Genomic DNA, 19707 nt, shown 5'->3' with positions numbered 1-19707 from the left:
AAGTCGTATTCCTATGGAATGCGACTTTTTTAGCACCTTAGCTGAGTAAGGAGGTTTTTTATGTCTTTAATAAAAAATATTACAGAGATCTCATCTCACCCAACTTCTATTTTTGCATTAATTGCTGTTATTATTTTTATCCTATTCTGGGCGAAAGTTAAAAATGTTAAATTCACTACACAGCTTATAACTCATATAGGTATAGCACTGGCACTGGCCACCATACTTAAAATATTTAGAATATATCATCTGCCTCAAGGTGGAAGTATAACCTTAGGAAGTATGGTACCTATACTTCTCATGGCTTTACTTTATGGCCCGGAAGTTGGTTTCATTACTGGATTTTTATATGGAATTATAACCTTAATATTAGATCCATACATACTTCATCCTGTACAAGTTATATTTGATTATCCTCTACCATTTATGGCTTTAGGTATAGCTGGATATTTTAGAAACAGAAAAATTATAGGTACATTGCTGGCACTTTTAGGAAGATTTATATGTCATTTTATATCTGGAGTAATCTTCTTTGGAAGCTTTGCCCCAAAAGGAATGTCCCCCGCAATTTATTCTCTTACCTTAAATGGTATATTTATGGCTATTGAAGGTGTAATATGTATTTCAATAATAATATTACTTCCTGTAAAACATTTAGAAACAATTATAAATAAAAAAATAATATCTAATTGAACTGGCAAGGCTAATAGCCGTGATGCTACTAGCCTTGAAATTAAATTTTGAATTTCTGGACTTTATAGTTTCTGCATTATCACTAGAGCTTTGAGCAAGATGAAATACTTCACTTATCATATTTTTTCCCCTTCCTTTTCGGGAAAACTTTTTTCCTCTCAACTAATTCTTTAGAAAACTCCATAAAAAAATTAGCTTTACGTTCTTTTGCATCAAATCTACTATCTAATCTGACATATTTTTTAATTCTTACATAATACTTCACACCTATGTATACTACTGAATAAAAGACAATAATTACTATACCTGCTATGAGACCTGATGCCTGGCCTGGGATAAAAGGCATGCTTAAAATAATAGCAATAAGACTTATGGCAGTAATCCATGAAATGTAGCTATGTTGCTTCTCTTCTATAATGTACATATGCTTTTTACGCAATCGAATTTGTGAAGCTACAATCATTATATATGTAAAAAGTAATGAAAATCCTCCACAGCTTACTAAAAACAAATACACTCTGGGAAATAAAAGTCCCATCATTAGCCCCAAGAACATAGCTGCACCAGAAAACATCATACCTCTGTAGGGAATATTTGTGTTATCCTTTAACCACCCGGGAGCGTAAACTTCATCTGCAAGAGAACGGATCATTCTTCCTATCCCAAACATAGCTGCCAGCATTGTAGAAAGTATTGCTATAACCATTACTATATTTATCACATTTCCAGCCCAGTTCATTCCCCATCTATTAAGTGCTGCTACCATAGGACTTACATTTTCACCAAGAGCCTCTGTAGGGATTAACAGAAGAACTGCAGAAATGGAAGCTATATAAAGAACCACAAGACTTAATACAGTATATTTTATAGCTTTTGGAATCATCTTCTGTGGATTATCAGTCTCAGAAGCTGCCAGGCCTATTATTTCAAAACCTGCATAGGCAAACATAACTGTAAGCATACTTCCTGCAATACTTTTTATTCCTCCTGGAAGCAAAAATGACATTCCTCTCACTTTAACCCCCGCTACACCGGGATTTAACCCTAAAAGACCTGTAATTAAAAGCAGGGCGATAATTATAAAAGATACTATTGCCAGCAGCTTAACAGCAGCGAGACCACTTTCCAGTTTACTCAACTTATCAGCACCTAATAAATTAAGCAATGTAATTACAAGAATGGTCATACTTCCAAAAAAAGATATGGATATGCCTGGAAACCATCTGCGCAGTAAAATAGATACGGCTGCAGCTTCACTGGACATAGCAAGAACCATGCCAGTCCAGTAGACCCATCCTACAATAAATCCAGCTCCAGAACCAAAAGCTTTTCTAGCATATGTAAAAAAAGATCCTGGTGATGGATCCGCAACTGTCATTTCTGAAAGGGCAGAAAGAATAAAATATACTAAAATTCCTCCTAATACATAGGAAATAATTATAAAAGGGCCCAAGGTATGGATAGCCACAGAGGATCCCAGGAAAAAAGAACCTCCAATTACGGTTCCAAGAGCCATCATTGTAAGTTCTAAAACAGATAATCCTTTATGTCTCTTTTCCATAATCCACCTCCAAATTATGTGATTCTAAAAATAGTATGTCTTAATAATAAAAAAACATTCTATAAAATATATAAAAAAATGGGTATCCAAACCCATTTTATAAAAATATCTTCATATTTTTTCATTTTTATCTTTAACTTCATCCTTATAGTATGTGGATTAAGCTTAGCTGATTCATAACAACCATTAAAATTGTACGTTCCTCTCCAGTATATCCTCCAAATCCGGATATTTTTGTGACTCCCCCTATTTAGATTCTTTTATAAGATGATGTAAATTATAGATATTTATCCTATATATCGAAAAATAGGTAAGCATATGTCGCCACTTTATATTTTTGAATTTGCCATTTCATTTAAAGTATCTGACATTTCCGAAACTTGCTGAACATTGGATGAAATTTCCTGTATTGCTGCTGTTTGCTGTTCCGTGGTTTCAAGAGTGGCATTAGAGGTCTCAATAGTATTATCCACTGATTCTTGTATTTTTTTAGTCAGATCTACTATGGTGGAAGCTGTCTGCTTTGAATCCTCAGATAATTTTCTTATTTCACTTGCTACAACTCCAAAACCTCTTCCAAGCTCCCCGGCCCTGGCTGCTTCTATAGCTGCATTCAAGCCAAGCATTTTCGTCTGTTCTGCTATATTTTTTATGGAATTTAATACACTGTTTATTTCTAAAGAAATACTTTTAACTCTGGTAATTTCTTCGTTTAAAGCTTTCTGATTATTACTTACATCTACAGAGGATGCTGCCAATTCTTCCATGGTAGCTGAAATCTGTTCAAAGTTCTCAGAAAGATTTGCTGCAACCGTTCCTACTAAAATGGATTCATAACCTATTTTACAAAGTGCATTAGCAACTACATATAGTACTTCAGACGCTGCCTTTACATTTTTCTCATCTACTTTATATACATGATTTGAAGCCTCCACATACTTATCCGCATCCACACCTATTTCAGCGGCAGTATCCCTAAAACGTGATTCTTCTGGATGTGAATACATAACTTGTCCACCTAATATGGTACCTATTGTATTGTCTTTTATCATTATAGGTGCAGCAAAATCAATCAGACCTGCATGACAGGTATAGACATAAGGCCTTTCAAGTCTTGTTGCCTCCTCTCCTCCTCTTTTATGGGACTTTGCACAGCGTGCCTCTCCGGCAGAAGTAGACTGGGTAAGATTCAAACAAAAATCGGTATAGGAGCTAGGTTTTGTTACAGGCTTTCCAAGCTTGTCCACTGTTACACTGGCAATATTCATACCTTCAGCAAAATTATCTTGAAACTTTTGCAATATATCTATATCTATAACATCCTCCACTTCCAATAATTCCAGATCTAATTCTCCATCATCCAATATTTTTATCATTGTAGTACCTCCCTTTATAAATAAAAAATTTAAATTTTTATTACAATATATATTATATATTATATACAAGTAAAATTCTTAGCTTTACATAAAGTTTTTAATGTAAAGTTTTTAGTGACTATCTTACACTTGTATTTATAAGAATTTTCAACTATAATGTAAGTTGTATTATAGTATAATATATAATCTATATTTATATTTATATTTATATTCGTACAACTTATGAAAATTATTATATCTATACATTTATGTAGAAGGTAATTCTACAAAATACAGGATTCCTGAATTTAAACTTAATGCATGCACAAATTAAGTTTTGAAACAGAAATCCTATAAATTCCAGCATTTACTTTAATGCTTTAAAGGGGGGAAGATAAAATATAATTACAGCTAGGTAAGTACTTAAATTTCAATACGGATTTTTTCTATATGTAATTTAGAAATTATTGACTCAAACTGTAGATCAAAATAAACAGGGGGTAAAAAATGAGTGCATCATTAATAATTATTATACTTTATATAGCAATGCTCTTTGTAATAAGTTTCTTTGCTAAAAGAAGAGTATCCAAAGGAGGAGAAAGTTATACCCTAGCAGGTAGAGAGCTTTCAACTCCTATTGTAGCCTGTTCACTTATAGGTCTTGCCATTGGGGGGGCTTCTACCATAGGTGTTGCAGAACAAGCCTACGGTGTAGGTCTTGCAGCAGGATGGTATACTGTGGCCTGGGGATTTGCGGCTATAGTTATGGGACTTGTTACTGCTGAGAAATACAGAAATTTCAATGTATCCACAGTACCGGAGCTTTTTGGAAAGTTCTACGATGAGAAAGGAAGATTTATCTGCGTTATATGCCAGATGGTTATTCTTATAGTAGTTGTGTCACTTCAGTATATTGCCGGTGGTTCTATTTTGTCTTCACTTTTACCTGGAGTATTCACATTAAAATCCGGTATGATAGTCAGTGCCTGTGTATTTATAGGTATAACTTTTATGGGTGGAATGTGGTCTGCAGGATTATGCAATTTATTTAATGTACCTTTAAAATATGCAGGAGTTATACTCTGTACCATATTAGCTGTAATATCCACCGGCGGATTTGAAAATATAAGATTGAATTTGCCACAAAATGTACCTTATTTCAGCTTCACCCAGGGTACCGGTATATGGATAATTTTAAGCTGGTTTTTAATTATGCTAACCCAGGTCATGTCTATGCAGGGACCTGTACAGATAGCTTTTGCAGCTAAGGATTCCAAAACAGCAAAAAAAGGATTCATAATAGGTGGATTATGCATGATTCCCATAGGATTTTTATGCGCCCTTATAGGTATGTCAGCTAAGGTTGCTTTTCCAGAGGTAAGTGCTACTTTGGCATTACCTAAGATGATACTGTCCCTAAATCCTTTGGCAGCAGGCATAACTCTTGCAGCACTTTGGGCCGCAGATGTATCTACTGCTTGTAATTTATTGCTGGGAGCGTCTACACTATTTTCACAAGATATATATAAAAAGTCTATAAATCCAAAAGTAGATGACAAAAAATATCTTATAATAAATAAAACATCGGTTATTCTGCTTGGAGTATTTACTTTTGTATTGGCTTCGTCTATGTCAGGTATATTAAAAACTATATCCATAGGTTTAAGTCTCTGCACTGCCTTTACAATAGTATTTTTATTTACCATATTCTACCCTAAACTATGCAGAAAAAGTTCTGCCTTTTATACCACTTTAGTAAGCATAATAGTTTTACTTGTATGGCAAATAGTACCTTCATTTAGGATATTCCCTCATGTAATATTTATGGAATGGCTAGTATGTCTTTGCACTTTCCTATTGATAGCAGTACTAGACAAACACAACATATTTACATCTGAACAATTGAAATCCATTGAAGATGTTGTGTAAATCTAAGATAATCTAAAAAGCATACATATATATTGTCAAAATAAAGTTGGACAAAAATATATTTCTTACTACATTTCTGTCCAACTTTTATTTTGTTAACTTTTTGAAACATATTTTTTCCACAAAATTTCAATCTGGTTAAGATGGTGCAAAATATTTAAAATATAATCTGCCTTCTTTTGAGAGCCCATAATTAGCCCTTCAAATTCATTTTTATCATTATTGGATTTCTTAATAATATTGGTAAGTTCATGATTTATCTCTTCTACATCACTTAAATTATTTTTCTGGGAATGTTTCACATTATTAAAATGCTTTAAAAATTCTCCCTGTGATACCACAATATCGTCCATCAATACATCTGACTTTTTAATGCCCTGAACTGCACTGGAGACTTTGTCCATTCCTTCTTTGGACTTGCTACTGAGCTGTTCTATAATCTCTGTCATACCCTTTAAAGAATTTATTATATCTTTTACATTATTTTGAGAGTTAATAGATAGTTTCTTTATTTCATCTGCAACAATGGAAAAACCTCTTCCATATTCCCCTGCTCTTGAAGATTCTATAGATGCATTTAATGAAAGCAATTTTGTCTGTTTTGCTACATTGGAAATAACATTTGTAAATTGTTCAATGCTTTCATACTGTATCTTTAATTTATCACACAAAAGTATAAACTCATTAAACATTTTCTCTATAATATTCATTTCCCCATCCATAAGGGCATTTTGTGCTTTTATATTGTTGACTTTTTCTGATTCTTTAATGAAACTCTTAAAAAGTTTTTCTATTAAATCATTGGTATTTTTACTGCTTTCGGCTAAATCCTGAAGATGTTCTTCAACTTTTTTTATCTGCTGTTCTGTATATCCAGATTCATTTAACAGCATGTCTACATTAGATGTAGATATTTCCTCTTCTTCTATTATACGATTAGTTTCCTTCTCTATTTCTTTATTTAATTCAAATACCTGGGTTATATATGGAAATATATACTTTGTATTATTTTCATCAATATTTTTGGGATGTATCTTTTTATTAAAACTTTCTGCCATATGCTTAATCACCCTCTATTCCACCAGCAACATTACCATAGTTTGATTTAAATGTTTCTTATAATATTGTTCCCCATAACTTATAAATCCGGCAGTATTTCTACAGAATAAAGTCATTTCCCTATCAAAATCCTCCCATATACTATCCTTTACAAATAATAATTTTCTAAATATACAATTTATCGAAAATACAAAAGACGGCTTGAAGGATACATTTTTTAATGTTTCCCTAAGTACACCTATAGGCTCTACAGGTTTCAAAAGATATACAAATGTATTAATCATGAGTTCACTATAAAATGTAATGGACTTATCTTCATTTACTTTCATAGGAGAAGCAATAAGTATATCATCCTCATATAATTTTCCCAGAGGATTGCTCATAAAATATTCCGGTAGTCTACTTTCACTTACTCCCACTGCACGGGCATATTCAGTACTTGCAGGATTATTATTAAAAGTCATTACCCTTCTTTTTACCACATCAGCTTCAGTAACTCTCAGTATCTTATCCGTTTTTACATATATATTTTCCTTAACAATATCTGTCCTTCTCTTCAAGTTGAAAAATAAGGCAATATTCATAACTCTCTTATTCCCCATATAAATATAAGTTTCCTCGAATTTCCCGTTATCTCCTGCACTACCACCTATAATTTTAAAATTGGAATCCATAAAATAAAAAGTGCTTAAAATACTTTCCTCGATTCCCTTTAGTCCATCACATAATAACAACATAAATGCATTTTTATTGCTTTTTACATTTCCATAGGCCCTTTTAAGTTCATTTACACTTAATATAGGTGGATATAATATCTCCACTATGTCCACTTCTTTTTTATCATATTGAAAACCAGTAATCACCCCATCTTTATATCCTTCATATGTATATTCTCCGGCAGTTGAACAAAGTATTATGTCTTTATGAACATTTTTAGATAATTCCTTTATATTGTCTACAGAAGAAAATAAAATTATTCCTTTACTTTCATCAGTTTCTCCAATAAATCTAAAAGCTTCCTGGATTTTAGAAAAATATAAGGCTTTCATATCAAATCTCCCTATTTTAACAATTTATCCTGATCTAAATCTCATCAAATATTATATCATAATTAATAAGAATTTTCCGTACATAATATGAATTATTTATATATAGCTAACTAATCTTCATATATTTCACCATTTAAATTAATTAGATCCATAAATAAAAAAATGTTCCCACAAGATGATGAAGACATATGATTCCCAGTCACAGTATTAAAGTTATTTGTCGTAATAACGATATTACTAATGATTACTTTAGAAGGGGGATTATAACTTTGATCACGTTTAAAAATGGAATTATCAACTTTTCTAACATAATTAATAGTCATGCTATAAATAAAACATCATCTTTAAATTTAATTACAAACTCATCTGCAGAATCAACTAATAACTTATTACACGAAATAGGATATATATCTGATGATGGAAAATTGCAATATGAATACATGCAAAAAATAACAGGATTAGAAGATAATAAAGAAGCCTCACCTACTATGCCCACTCTAAAAAATATACAAAATAACGGAGATACTTTTCTATCTGAGAACTCCATAGATGCTGACTTTATTGAAAACTATGCTTTAAATTATGCAAAAATAAGAAAAGAAATCGTAGAACAATTCTCTCCAGAAGAAGCGGAGAAAAAAATAGCTATTTTAGATAAAACCTATAATGATGCTGTTAATACTGCAGCCCAAAGCATAACTAATGATTTTCAATATTTTTTTGACTATGCTTCCACAAAGTGGAGTTATGACAATAATTCAAATGATACTAAATTTAATAGGAAAGCCTTTAAAGACAATATACTTTCTCTAGCTGACAAAGCCATTTCCGTAGTAAAAGAAGCCTTTAAAGATAAGGATTCAGATATGTTAAATAATTTAGAGTATAATATTGAAATAAAACTCTCCAGTAATGAATCAGTTACAAATATTGAAAATATCAGCTATAATGACATTAAAGAAATTCATAATTTTTTAAAGGAAATACCTAAATTCAAAGATCATGTTAGAGAATACTCATCAGATGGTACATACAATCCAGTTTCCGGCAACTGGTCCACAGAAGATGCTGCAAATGCCATAAACAAGGCATATACTATGACTCAGGACTTTCTGAAATCAGGTAAAATTTCTGATTTCACAGGAAAAAAAGTTTTCAATACCATGTTAAAAAACATATCAGCCTATCATAAAAGTTTTGCATTTAGCTCTCAATCAGATGAATATCAAAATCAAATCAATAAAGATAAAGCCTACTATGAACTGTTAAAAAAGCAATATGAAAAATATGAAAAAAGACTGGAAGAATCCAAGGAACAAGCAATAATGAAATTAATGCTAATTTATCTTGGAAAAATGTCCACTATTAAAGATCAGTTAACAGAGGCAAAAAATAGATTAGATGAAGACATGGTCAAAAAAGACGCACTATCACAAAATCCTGAAAGCGTAGTAAATACCGGAGCTTACAAGGATATAAGCAAGCGTGAGATATTCAATGAAGAAGCTTGCTAAGTAATTTTTAAATTTAGGTTTTACTATAAGGGAAAGTGTTGAAAAAGTACTTTTCCCCATGCTTCAACTAGCATAAATATAAAACTTTCACATCCCATCATGCAAGTATATCTATTGATGATTCCTCATACACAGTGAAATTCTCATCTACGACCTTTTTTAAAATCTCCTCTGAACTTTTCTTATTATCCTCATTATGAAGAACCTAATATACTTAAGCACATACCCTATTAAACATTGGACTATACCTTAATAGGACATATGCTTAAGTTAAAGTATTTTTCCATGCTTTGTTATTCTGCTTTCTTCATCCAGTGCTCTTACCTGCTGAGCCAAATTATTTATACTGTGGTTTAACTCTTCGATTTTTCATTTTCATCCATAAATATTATACTTTTACATCCAGTTTACTTCCTAAATTAGGATCAACTGCCATACTATTTATCATATCTGTCATATTTACAGCATTCTGCTCTGATGCATTCATAGCCATTTTAGTAATGGCTATACCTGCTGATTGTTTAACACTATACTCACTCATTGCTACAGAAAGTGCCGCTATATCCATAATATCCCTCCTTTAATGTTTATATTCTATATTAGTTTTCGTATAGTTTAAGAACTACTTTAAATATTATCTGAAAGCTTTTGTGACAATATAAACACTTCATAAAATGTAAATTCATTTTATTATAATACAGGTAGTACAATCCCAGAATGAAAATAAAGATATAATTTCCTTAGAAAAGATCTCAAATTATAATGCCAAATATACTGATTATTTGATATAATCAAGGTAAAGAATTAACTAAATTATAAGGACGTGAAAAACCTTTGACAAGAATACATGACTTTGATACAGCATGGAAAACAATACTGGAAGCCTTTGAAGTTGAGATAATAGAACTTCTCTTTCCTGAATTATTTTATAAAATAGCATGGGAACACGGAACAGAATCCCTGGACAAAGAATTAGATGAGATACAAAAAGAGATATTTGACAGGGAGAGCAGTGAAAAAATAATTTCAGACAAAATTATAAAAGTTAAATTAAAAGACAGAAGGAGTAAAATACTATTCATACATGTGGAAGTACAAAGCTATAGCAGTGGATATGAAGTTTTTGGAGAGAGAATGTTCAGATATTTTTACAGGATATGGGATAAATTCAGATATAAGTATGATGATAAATCGGAAATAGTAGCAGCTGCAATTTATACCTATAAAGGAGAAAGAGGAAAAGATAGAAAATATGTATACAAATTACCGGAACTTCCAGAAGATATACTTGTATATAATTTCAAAACTTTGGATATTGAAAAAATAGATCTTGAAAGTATAAATAATGAAAATCCGTTGAAATTAGTATTTAAAATGGGTAAAAAATTATTAAATACAGGTGCTGCCGATGAAGAAATATACAATGCAAAAATAGAACTGGCAAAAGAACTAAAAAATTACGACAAAGTAAGAAACAACGAACAAGTAAAAGCATTGGTAGACTTCCTAGAATATTTATTCTTAATTGAAGATCCAGCACTTGAAAATAAATATGAAGAATTTAAGAAATTACAGGGAGGTGTATTTAACATGTCTGTGGATGAAATAAGGAAAATACACTATACACAAAAAGGTATTGAACAAGGTATTGAACAGGGTATTGAACAGGGTAAAAAGGAAGAAAAAATAAAAATAGCTAAAAATCTACTAGATATATTGGATATAGAAATAGTCGCTGAAAAGACAGGTCTTACAATAGAAGAATTAGAAAAGTTTAAAAACTAGGACAGGGACGTACCTGGATTTGAATTTATAAATCCGAGTACGTCTTCAATTATTTCCCTTTCTTCTTTATCAAGATACATAATATCAAGCTTTTCTATAGCCTTTTTAACCGCACTGTCTTCTGCCAGCTGCATTTCTATATCATACCAGGTTCCTTTTTCATCTACAGCTTTTATATCCAGTATGGTCATTTTACCTTTTCTATAACTTGCTATGTTATAGGGATTTTTTAATTCTATATCTTCAACCTGCTCCTCTTCTGAAAGTACTGAATTTATAAATGAAATTAATATGTCCTTATTTTCAGGGCTTCCAAATAATTTCTTAAATGCAAAATCCACTTTAGGATTTAACCTGCACATTACAAATCCACTCCTTTTCCATGGTTATCTCCCATTTCTTTCTTACATTTTATCACATTACGCAGGTTGTGCTCTATGTTAGTTTTCGTATAATTTAAGCTTTATTTTAAAATATAAAATACTTTCATTAGCTATTATGTAATGATAATTATTTAATTTGAAGCATTTGATTTGCAAATTTTTTTAAATCATATATATGGTTTTCAATTATTTCTTTCACTATATCTAAATTTACTGTTTGATAATCATGAACAGCTATATTTCTAAATCCAACCATGGATTTTAAATTGCCAGCAAGTTTTTCATCTATAATATTGTTATGAAATAAAAATTCAAATGCATCCCTACTATTCTGAGGTATACCAAGTTTTTTTTCAGATACTACATTCATGGCTAAATCTATAGAGGCCTCACAAGCTCTTTGAATATTTAAAATTATGGAATCCTGCTTGGTATAATTTCGTAAATTTTCAAAATTATTATCATATTCTTCGTTTATTCTGTTTATGCATCTTTCAATAACAGATATTTTATTCAATATTACATCATTCATATACCCTACCCCTCTTTTTTATATTTTGTAATATTACTTCTCTTTCTTCATTTAAAGTAGCGTACTCCTTAAATGCATACATTTCAAAATAAGCTCTTCTATTATCATCAATACAATATATAATATTACCCTTAGCTATTATCTGAACCCTAAACACCGTAGATGCCTTATTCAAGTCAATCAGATCAACATCTCTTTTCAACTTATCTGAAAGCTTCTGTGCCAATATAAACACTTCATAGGATGTAAATTCATTATCACTTAAAAAAGCTATATCCATATCACTATCTTCTCTAAAAATTCCATTCACAGCTGAACCAAACAAATATATTAAATATGGAGTTACATTTCTTATAAGAAATTCAATTATTTTATTTATATCACTTTTATCTATATTCAACGAACTCACTCCTATTCTAAACAAAGTTCTATATTAGATATAAAATTCACATCATATAAATGTTCATCAATTTCACTCAAAATAAGAAATTGAAATTACTATTTCTCGTTTAACCATAAATTTTATCCTCCAAAAAATTCTCCCTTTTTTATTTATCCTTTCAATAAAATATTTAGCTTTATCTATAATATAATTTATATATGACCACCATATACAATTGAAACATTTACTTTTTCATCTATAGTTTTCCTTCCATTTAGCATGTTTACTATTGGAATAATATCATCATATACTTTAATATTTGCTGACATACTTATCCATCATCCTTTTTCCAATATTATATCATATTTTAATACTAATATGGATTTTGTAAAATTTAAAAGTGAAAGTAATAAAAAAGATGGCAGCTACAATATACTGCCATCTTTTTTATTACAAATTTGTTTTTTCTATATAGTGACAATTAACATCAATATGATTTAAAAATAGCAACAACCTTTCGTAGAGTGGATGAACTTTATCACCATACTCTACTTCTAGATTTTTTCCAATATCTCTTACAGTTTTATTGCCATCTATTTGTAGAAACACATAACTTCCGTACTCATCCATAGTAATTTTTTTATACCCTGGAATTCTGAATTTAAGCTTTCTCAAAAACCTTTGGATATTGTCATCTTGTTTTTCAAGTATAGTCACAATATGGTCTTTATCAACTTCATATTCCAAGTTATCCGAGATTTTAAATATTATATTTAAAAGTTCTTCGTTGTTACTCATCATTTTTCACTTTACTTTTCAGTATAGGTATCATGGACGCTATTACAAGAACTATCAACATTACAAATGCCATTCCATTAGTAGCTGCAAATCCGCTTGGACCATTTCCTTTTACAATGCCTGATACTTGAAGTATTATACCAATAAGTCCTATTATAGATCCACCGGCAACAAGTCCAGATGATAAACTTACACCATTAGAAACTTTAGCTTCTTTTTCTTTCTCAGTTTTAGAAATTTTTTCTACAAATAAACGAACGAATGCACCTATCAATATTATAGAAGTCGTAGATATCGGTAGATAGAATCCTATAGCAACTGTCATTACAGGAAGTTTTACCAAGAATAAAACAACTCCAATAACAGCTCCAACAATTATCATGACCCATGGTAATTTATTTGACATTATACCTGCGGTCAACGTTGACATCAAATTAGCCTGAGGTAATGCAAAGGGTACGTTATCACCAGTCATTGCAAGTTGACTTGAAAGTAATAATATGACACCAGTAACTACTGCAACACCAACTACACTAGCTACGGCAAAATATTTTTGCATTTCATTCTTGTCACCGCCAACTATAAAAGTAACTTTTTGTGATTGACTGTAACCACCAGCTGCAGCTATGGCAGTAACTATAAATGTACCAAATAATAGTAGAGATCTGTTATCTCCAATGTTTTTCCATCCCATTCCTACAAATAATAATGTCACAATAACTATAGAAGCTATAGTCATACCAGATACAGGAAGGTTTGAAGTTCCTATAGTACCAGTTAAACGACCGGAGACTATAACAAATAGCAAGGATAACAATAGTGATAAAATAGAAGCAATTACTGCCATTAATATGTTACCACCAGATACCAGAAAACCGCCTATAAAACCTATTAATATACCACTAAGTAATATTAGGTTTTCAGCAGATGAACTACCAGTACCCTTTGAAGACTTGGCATTAAGAGTTTCCCTTATAGAAGATCCTATAGTTGGTATAAGTCTTACGGCACTTATCAAGCCGCCAGAAAGCATTATACCTGCCCCGATATATTTTACATAACTACCTGCTATATCTTTAACCTGCATGGCGTTTATAGCAACATGCGGATTATTCCATACAGATGGACCGCCTTGTCCTAGAGAGGTAAAGTAGCCTATTAAAGGCATAATAGCGAAATTAGATAATATAGAGCCAGCAAACATAGTCAACGCTACTTCCATACCAACTATAAATCCTATGCCTAATAATAGTGGGTTAACTTCAACTTCAAATTTCCATTTGTAGAAGGATTCGTTTACATAACTTATAACATTGTTAGTCACATTTAGAAATGAACTAGTTAAAACAGTTATAACACCGCCTATTCCAAATCCGGTTCCCATGTACTTGATTGATTCTTTAGCACCTTCTGAAGCAACAAGTGTTTCAGATATAGCCATTGACTCAGGATACATCAATTTACCATGTTCTTCAACTATTAAATAATTGTAAACAAGGGAAGCTATTCCTATACCGAATAAAGCTCCACCTACACCAACAACAAAACCTTCTAAGAAAGAAACTTTTGAACCTATTAAAAGGATTGCTGGTAAAACAAATATTATACCACTAGCAATGGATTCTCCACCACTTGACATACCTTGAAGTAAGTTTTTGCCAAGGATACCTTTTTGTTTGGCAAATATAGTTATAAATACGGAGCCTAATATAGAGCCAGGTATACCAGCGGCAACTGTAAGCCCTGCTTTCATACCTGAATAAGCAGTAGATGCTGCAAATAGCACAGCTAGAAGAATACCTATTATTAACACAGCAGCATTTCCACCAGATTTAGAACCGCTGGAAATATAGGGAACATAATCTTTACCAGATATGCCGCCATAGGCACCTTTAGATAATTTTTTATTCACAATATGTACCTCCTTTTATAGCAATAATTACAATACATCAATTACTATAAATTCACTTTTTAATTTTTGTAATACTTATATTGAATATTTTTATAGCAAAATAAATATTCATCATCAGATGGTTTTGTTATACACGATCATAATAAGAAAGGTTATTTTAATCCACCTCCTTTTATTGCTTACTTAAGAGTCTTTAGTACTTCAACCAGATATCCCCATATTCTCTGTGTGGAAGGTATGCTCGGATGTTCATCTGCAGTATGAACTCCAAACGTAGCTGGGCCAAAAGATATCATGTCTAGTTGTCCATTAAACTTTTCTTCAAAAAGCACACATTCAAGTCCTGCATGAGTTGCAATTACCAACAGCCTGTGCTTCACGGGCAATGTCATTTTGTTTTGAATCTCCGTTTATAGAACTTATATTGCATAAGCATCGAAAATATTATCCATATTATCTATATTATTCCACATTACTGAAATATTCGTTTTCGCTGAACATCCGCCAGCACAACTTACAGGCAGCATCCCCTCTCTTCCTCTGAATCTATATTTATAAGTGTTTTTCATGTTCTATTCCAGATCTTTTCTCACAAACCATATCCATGTGCCCCTGAATTACTATGCCAAGACTGTTTCCATATCCTCTGGAAGCTGTTTTTTTATAATCATATTTAATGCTTTATCTGGTATAACATTCAAATTATATTTTTTTACAAAAGGAACCAAATAATTACTGATTTCCTTTTCATTCCCCAAGCCTCTCGGAATATTGCTGATTTCCTCAAAATACTTAAATACTTCAACAGGTTCAAGGTTTTCCAATGTTCTACCTTCCATTTATAATCGCCTCCCAACATTAGAACATCTATTCTTAGCCGGATATTATAAGACAATACCTATTTATATTTCATCACAAAAACAGAAAAAAAGCAATGTACCCTAATAGAGCATTAAAGGCTCAAGCTGAACATAAAGACATAATCAAATCCATAAAAAATAGGGATGAAAAGAAAATGATGATGGCTGTAGATTCACACATAAATTGCCTTGCTGCAGAAATGGAAATGTTAAATAGTTCCTCTTTCCTCCGCAGACTTTATCCCAGTCAATTGGTCGCTGATTTCTGCCTGTGTAAAACCTACTGCGATTCCCTCTATAGCACTATAATTTCCTATAAATTTTCTTCATTATATCTACTACTTATTATGATGCAGGTAGTGCACTCCCAGAATAAAAACAAAGGCTTCTTTCAATTATTAAATTTCCATCAAAGATATAATTTTCTTAGAAAAGATCTCAAATTATAATGCCAAATAGACTGATTATTTGATATAATCAAGGTAAAGAATTAACTAAATTATAAGGACGTGAAAAACCTTTGACAAGAATATATGATTTTGATGCGGCATGGAAAACAATACTGGAAGCCTTTAAAGTTGAGATAATAGAACTTCTCTTTCCTGAATTATTTTATAAAATAGCATGGGAACACGGAACAGAATCCCTGGACAAAGAATTAGATGAGATACAAAAAGAGATATTTGACAGGGAGAGCAGTGAAAAATAATTTCAGACAAAATTATAAAAGTTAAATTAAAAGATAGAAGGAGTAAAATACTATTCATACATGTGGAAGTACAAAGCTACAGCAGCAGATATGAAGTTTTTGGAGAGAGAATGTTCAGATATTTTTACAGGATATGGGATAAATTCAGATATAAGTATGATGATAAATCGGAAATAGTAGCAGCTGCAATTTATACCTATAAAGGAGAAAGAGGAAAAGATAGAAAATATGTATACAAATTACCGGAACTTCCAGAAGATATGCTTGTATATAATTTCAAAACTTTGGATATTGAAAAAATAGATCTTGAAAGTATAAATAATGAAAATCCGTTGAAATTAGTATTTAAAATGGGTAAAAAATTATTAAATACAGGTGCTGCCGATGAAGAAATATACAATGCAAAAATAGAACTGGCAAAAGAACTAAAAAATTACGACAAAGTAAAAAACAACGAACAAGTAAAAGCACTGGTAGACTTCCTAGAATATTTATTCTTAATTGAAGATCCAACACTTGAAGATAAATATGAAGAATTTAAGAAATTACAGGGAGGTGTATTTAACATGTCTGTGGATGAAATAAGGAAAATACACTATACACAAAAAGGTATTGAACAAGGTATTGAACAGGGTAAAAAGGAAGAAAAAATAAAAATAGCCAAAAGCTTACTGGATATATTGGATATAGAAATAGTTGCTGAAAAAACAGGTCTTACAATAGAAGAATTAGAAAAGTTTAAAAACTAGGACAGGGACGTATCTGGATTTGAATTTATAAATCCGAGTACGTCCCCTATTTTCTTTTTTATAAAAAGTGACAGTCACCCTTCATCCCTACAGCAATCCTCCAACGCACTTAATATTGTCTTTAAAATTACTCTAGCATAATTTTTGAAATTGCTTAACCTTTTATGGTTGTAAATATTATTATAATTAAAATCTTTTACTAATTCTATAAGAGGTAAATACAGCAAGTTTATTTTCAATACATTTTGCAAATAATAATCATATCACTATAAATCTTTAAACAGGAGATAAAAATGCCTTTTGTTGAAAATACCAAAATATATAATATGAATAAAATAGAAAGAAACATAATCATAGGAAGTCTTCTAGGTGATGGAAATCTTGCACTTTACGGCAGAAGTAAAAATGCATATTATAGAGAACATGGATGCTTAAAACAAATACCATACAGATTATGGAAGGCCGAAAAACTTAAAAATCTTGATTTTAAAATGTTTACAGACTGTAAAAATCCTCAACTCCGCTCTCCAAGTAGTAAAATTTATACTGATCTTTACAATTTGTTTTATAAAAACAGAGAAAAGACAATTACACCTGAAAATATATTGCTTCTGGATCATCCAATAGGATTGGCATGTCTTTATATGGATGATGACTCATTAGTTATAGATTCAAGCAAAAGGAAAAATGGCTCCATATACATTTTTCCCAGAATATATATCTATACACTTAATTTCTCAAAAGATGAGAATATAATACTACAAAATCATATAAGTAAAATATTCAATATACATACAAAATTAAAAGAACGAAAAGATGGAAAACGTTTTTTACTGGAGATAAACAAGAGAAATGAAATAATAAAATTCATAAATACCATAAGTCCATTTATAGAAGAAATCCCCTGTATGCACTATAAAATCAAGATTAAAAAAAGATTTCAGGATAAAAGATTGAGATTAGTAAATCAAGGTTATAAAAATATAAATGAGTGGTCTGAAAATATAACAGAGAACAAGTATTCAAAAAAGGAAGAAAACTTTATCATAAAGTCAAAAAAAGCAGGTATTGGCAACAGGGAAATTGCAGCTTTCCTTGGCAGGAGCTGCTGGGGTATAGTGGACAAAACAAGGAGGTTAAAGCTTCAAAATAAAATTTAACATTTTTATCCTGTAATTAACCCACTCTAATTCTTGATACAGATCTTTTTTATCAGTCATATTTATATAATATAGAAGCAATTCTAACAGCTTCAGCAATATCGCCTTCATCTCTTACTGAAAACTTATACCATTCAAAACCTCCGTTAAATCTATTTCCTATATTATTAAGCTCCAATACCTGTGAATCTATAGGTATTCTATCTGTTCTGACGAAAACATCTATACTATTAAATTGTGGTTTTAAAGTGAGCATACAATAATTTTGATTTTTTCTACCTGTAGTATACGGTTTCTCAAATCTGAAACCTGTATCCTTCATATTTTTTACATAGCTTCCCTTATTACAGGAATATTTAGAAATATCAATGGTCAATTTGAAAAATAATTTCTTTAGATAATCATCACATTTATAAAATACATTATAAAAATTAGGGCAATCAGCCATTTCATTTTTTATTCTTTCTTTTGTTAATTCCATTTCAATACCACCTCGCAAATTATACAGTATTCAGTTAAAAGAAAAATCTTCAGAATTCAACCTAATTTTATGGATTTATTTCTGAATATAATTCCATATCATAAACACCTTAATTTTACTCCTATAGAATTCATAATTTAAAAGAGAGAACCAATCACAAAGATTAGTCCTCTCTTAAAGTTATTACAATTTATTCAATTAATTATTGAAATTCTTTATCCTTATTTCAAATTCTTCTAAATGAAACTCCGCCTCCTTACGTCGGTGGAGTAAGCGATTCACACAAATTTAATTACCATTAAATTTGGTTCTCTGCTTATCTCAATAATTGAAGAACCTGTTGAGGCTGTTGATTTGCTTGCGTTTCACCAATGACCTTTCAATCACCGCCAGACTATATCTTCACCCGTTTTTTAGCTAAAAGTCATGAGTTGAAAATTAACATTTATAGTTGAAATTCAGTTCACTTAATTTTCTCATTCACTCTTAACTATTCACCTTTAACTACTTTACGGGGTTGGACACTTCGGGAAGCCTCATCCCTACAGACCTCATAGGCATGTATTTTCCAATTGACAGTTCACAATGCACAGTTCACAGTTTTAGTTGAAATTCAGCGAGTTGAATTTCCTCATTTACTATTAACTCTTCATCTTTAACTATCCACTAATTTAAATGTTTAGCCCGTTCGTCTTAGTCGTTGAACCTTCTCCAGCCTTTCGGCACAGGAGCTTGGCTGCTGATTATCCAATCTGTTTGCTTTTCAACCTTTCGCACCTGCCCTTTCGAGCTTTGC

General features: G+C 31.1%; 17 protein-coding genes and 4 pseudogenes. 6 read left to right on the top strand and 15 right to left on the bottom strand.

Annotation, left to right across the window (positions count from 1 at the left end; translation table 11 throughout):
- Window positions 1-60: 60 nt before the first annotated feature.
- Window positions 61-693 (top strand): energy-coupled thiamine transporter ThiT, encoded by a 633-nt coding sequence (gene thiT, locus AB3K27_RS08135; RefSeq protein ID WP_368490711.1) that lies wholly within the window; start codon window positions 61-63, stop codon window positions 691-693.
- 109 nt (window positions 694-802) lie between these two features.
- Here the strand turns inward: thiT and AB3K27_RS08130 are convergent, their stop codons facing one another.
- From AB3K27_RS08130 to AB3K27_RS08120, 3 genes are all read right to left on the bottom strand, one after another.
- Window positions 803-2254: an amino acid permease gene (locus AB3K27_RS08130; protein WP_368490710.1), complete on the bottom strand. Its 1452-nt coding sequence runs from the start codon at window positions 2252-2254 to the stop codon at window positions 803-805.
- A 145-nt stretch (window positions 2255-2399) separates the two neighbouring features.
- Window positions 2400-2486 carry a DUF2179 domain-containing protein gene (locus AB3K27_RS08125; RefSeq protein WP_368491201.1) on the bottom strand — a complete coding sequence of 29 codons (87 nt, stop codon included), beginning with the start codon at window positions 2484-2486 and terminating at the stop codon, window positions 2400-2402.
- A gap of 97 nt (window positions 2487-2583) precedes the next feature.
- A complete protein-coding gene (locus AB3K27_RS08120) occupies window positions 2584-3630 on the bottom strand; it encodes a PocR ligand-binding domain-containing protein (protein WP_368490709.1) in 1047 nt (348 codons plus the stop codon).
- Window positions 3631-4116: 486 nt separating this feature from the next.
- On the opposite strand from AB3K27_RS08120, the gene AB3K27_RS08115 reads away from it, so the two are divergent.
- On the top strand, window positions 4117-5538 hold the full coding sequence (locus AB3K27_RS08115) for a sodium:solute symporter family protein (protein ID WP_368490708.1): 1422 nt from the start codon (window positions 4117-4119) through the stop codon (window positions 5536-5538).
- A gap of 95 nt (window positions 5539-5633) precedes the next feature.
- Here AB3K27_RS08115 and AB3K27_RS08110 read toward each other — a convergent pair whose 3' ends face one another.
- Window positions 5634-6596, bottom strand: a complete 963-nt coding sequence (locus AB3K27_RS08110) for a methyl-accepting chemotaxis protein (protein ID WP_368490707.1) — start codon at window positions 6594-6596, stop codon at window positions 5634-5636.
- A gap of 15 nt (window positions 6597-6611) precedes the next feature.
- On the bottom strand, window positions 6612-7646 hold the full coding sequence (locus AB3K27_RS08105) for an FIST signal transduction protein (RefSeq protein WP_368490706.1): 1035 nt from the start codon (window positions 7644-7646) through the stop codon (window positions 6612-6614).
- A gap of 269 nt (window positions 7647-7915) precedes the next feature.
- On the opposite strand from AB3K27_RS08105, the gene AB3K27_RS08100 reads away from it, so the two are divergent.
- Window positions 7916-9160 (top strand): hypothetical protein, encoded by a 1245-nt coding sequence (locus AB3K27_RS08100; protein ID WP_368490705.1) that lies wholly within the window; start codon window positions 7916-7918, stop codon window positions 9158-9160.
- A gap of 388 nt (window positions 9161-9548) precedes the next feature.
- On the opposite strand, the gene AB3K27_RS08095 is transcribed toward AB3K27_RS08100, so the two are convergent.
- Window positions 9549-9728, bottom strand: a complete 180-nt coding sequence (locus tag AB3K27_RS08095) for a YjfB family protein (RefSeq protein ID WP_368490704.1) — start codon at window positions 9726-9728, stop codon at window positions 9549-9551.
- Between the two features lie 266 nt (window positions 9729-9994).
- Between AB3K27_RS08095 and AB3K27_RS08090 the strand changes: the two genes are divergently transcribed.
- On the top strand, window positions 9995-10945 hold the full coding sequence (locus AB3K27_RS08090) for an Rpn family recombination-promoting nuclease/putative transposase (RefSeq protein WP_368490703.1): 951 nt from the start codon (window positions 9995-9997) through the stop codon (window positions 10943-10945).
- Window positions 10946-11004: 59 nt separating this feature from the next.
- On the opposite strand, the pseudogene AB3K27_RS08085 reads toward AB3K27_RS08090, so the two are convergent.
- The 8 genes and pseudogenes from AB3K27_RS08085 to AB3K27_RS08050 all read right to left on the bottom strand — a co-directional run.
- A pseudogene (locus AB3K27_RS08085) lies at window positions 11005-11307 on the bottom strand (Rpn family recombination-promoting nuclease/putative transposase); the annotation flags it as partial.
- A gap of 148 nt (window positions 11308-11455) precedes the next feature.
- Window positions 11456-11860, bottom strand: coding sequence for a DUF86 domain-containing protein (locus AB3K27_RS08080; protein ID WP_368490702.1), 405 nt, complete (start codon window positions 11858-11860; stop codon window positions 11456-11458).
- Window positions 11853-12260, bottom strand: a complete 408-nt coding sequence (locus AB3K27_RS08075; protein ID WP_368490701.1) for a nucleotidyltransferase domain-containing protein — start codon at window positions 12258-12260, stop codon at window positions 11853-11855. Before AB3K27_RS08075 ends, AB3K27_RS08080 begins: the two co-directional genes overlap by 8 nt.
- Window positions 12261-12692: 432 nt before the next feature.
- Window positions 12693-13043, bottom strand: a complete 351-nt coding sequence (locus AB3K27_RS08070; protein ID WP_368490700.1) for a PqqD family peptide modification chaperone — start codon at window positions 13041-13043, stop codon at window positions 12693-12695.
- The gene (locus AB3K27_RS08065) at window positions 13033-14952 is read right to left on the bottom strand and encodes an OPT family oligopeptide transporter (RefSeq protein WP_368490699.1); all 1920 of its coding nucleotides are present in this window, start codon (window positions 14950-14952) and stop codon (window positions 13033-13035) included. The genes AB3K27_RS08070 and AB3K27_RS08065 overlap by 11 nt, the downstream gene beginning before the upstream one ends.
- A gap of 179 nt (window positions 14953-15131) precedes the next feature.
- A pseudogene (locus tag AB3K27_RS08060) lies at window positions 15132-15314 on the bottom strand (aminoacyl-histidine dipeptidase); the annotation flags it as partial.
- 57 nt (window positions 15315-15371) lie between these two features.
- Complete coding sequence (locus tag AB3K27_RS08055) at window positions 15372-15521, bottom strand: hypothetical protein (RefSeq protein ID WP_368490698.1); 150 nt, start codon at window positions 15519-15521, stop codon at window positions 15372-15374.
- Between the two features lie 16 nt (window positions 15522-15537).
- Window positions 15538-15791 (bottom strand): annotated as a pseudogene (locus tag AB3K27_RS08050) (aminoacyl-histidine dipeptidase); the annotation flags it as partial.
- 541 nt (window positions 15792-16332) lie between these two features.
- Between AB3K27_RS08050 and AB3K27_RS08045 the strand changes: the two are divergent.
- Together AB3K27_RS08045 and AB3K27_RS08040 are read left to right on the top strand one after the other, a co-directional pair.
- Window positions 16333-17270, top strand: a pseudogene (locus AB3K27_RS08045) (Rpn family recombination-promoting nuclease/putative transposase).
- Between the two features lie 293 nt (window positions 17271-17563).
- Window positions 17564-18430, top strand: a complete 867-nt coding sequence (locus tag AB3K27_RS08040; protein WP_368490697.1) for a hypothetical protein — start codon at window positions 17564-17566, stop codon at window positions 18428-18430.
- A 52-nt stretch (window positions 18431-18482) separates the two neighbouring features.
- Here the strand turns inward: AB3K27_RS08040 and AB3K27_RS08035 are convergent, their stop codons facing one another.
- On the bottom strand, window positions 18483-18911 hold the full coding sequence (locus AB3K27_RS08035) for a hypothetical protein (protein WP_368490696.1): 429 nt from the start codon (window positions 18909-18911) through the stop codon (window positions 18483-18485).
- Window positions 18912-19707: the final 796 nt, after the last annotated feature.

Source organism: Clostridium sp. BJN0013, from assembly GCF_040939125.1.
Taxonomy (GTDB): domain Bacteria; phylum Bacillota; class Clostridia; order Clostridiales; family Clostridiaceae; genus Clostridium_B.
Note: the sequence above shows the minus strand (reverse complement) of the source record. Positions and strands in the feature narration are given on the sequence as shown.

Coding starts and splice junctions, on each gene's coding strand:
- thiT (WP_368490711.1), top strand. CDS start 61: ATGTCTTTAATAAAAAATATTACAGAGATCTCATCTCACCCAACTTCT.
- AB3K27_RS08130 (WP_368490710.1), bottom strand. CDS start 2,254: ATGGAAAAGAGACATAAAGGATTATCTGTTTTAGAACTTACAATGATG.
- AB3K27_RS08120 (WP_368490709.1), bottom strand. CDS start 3,630: ATGATAAAAATATTGGATGATGGAGAATTAGATCTGGAATTATTGGAA.
- AB3K27_RS08115 (WP_368490708.1), top strand. CDS start 4,117: ATGAGTGCATCATTAATAATTATTATACTTTATATAGCAATGCTCTTT.
- AB3K27_RS08110 (WP_368490707.1), bottom strand. CDS start 6,596: ATGGCAGAAAGTTTTAATAAAAAGATACATCCCAAAAATATTGATGAA.
- AB3K27_RS08105 (WP_368490706.1), bottom strand. CDS start 7,646: ATGAAAGCCTTATATTTTTCTAAAATCCAGGAAGCTTTTAGATTTATT.
- AB3K27_RS08095 (WP_368490704.1), bottom strand. CDS start 9,728: ATGGATATAGCGGCACTTTCTGTAGCAATGAGTGAGTATAGTGTTAAA.
- AB3K27_RS08080 (WP_368490702.1), bottom strand. CDS start 11,860: ATGAATGATGTAATATTGAATAAAATATCTGTTATTGAAAGATGCATA.
- AB3K27_RS08070 (WP_368490700.1), bottom strand. CDS start 13,043: ATGATGAGTAACAACGAAGAACTTTTAAATATAATATTTAAAATCTCG.
- AB3K27_RS08055 (WP_368490698.1), bottom strand. CDS start 15,521: ATGAAAAACACTTATAAATATAGATTCAGAGGAAGAGAGGGGATGCTG.
- AB3K27_RS08040 (WP_368490697.1), top strand. CDS start 17,564: ATGCCTTTTGTTGAAAATACCAAAATATATAATATGAATAAAATAGAA.
- AB3K27_RS08035 (WP_368490696.1), bottom strand. CDS start 18,911: ATGGAATTAACAAAAGAAAGAATAAAAAATGAAATGGCTGATTGCCCT.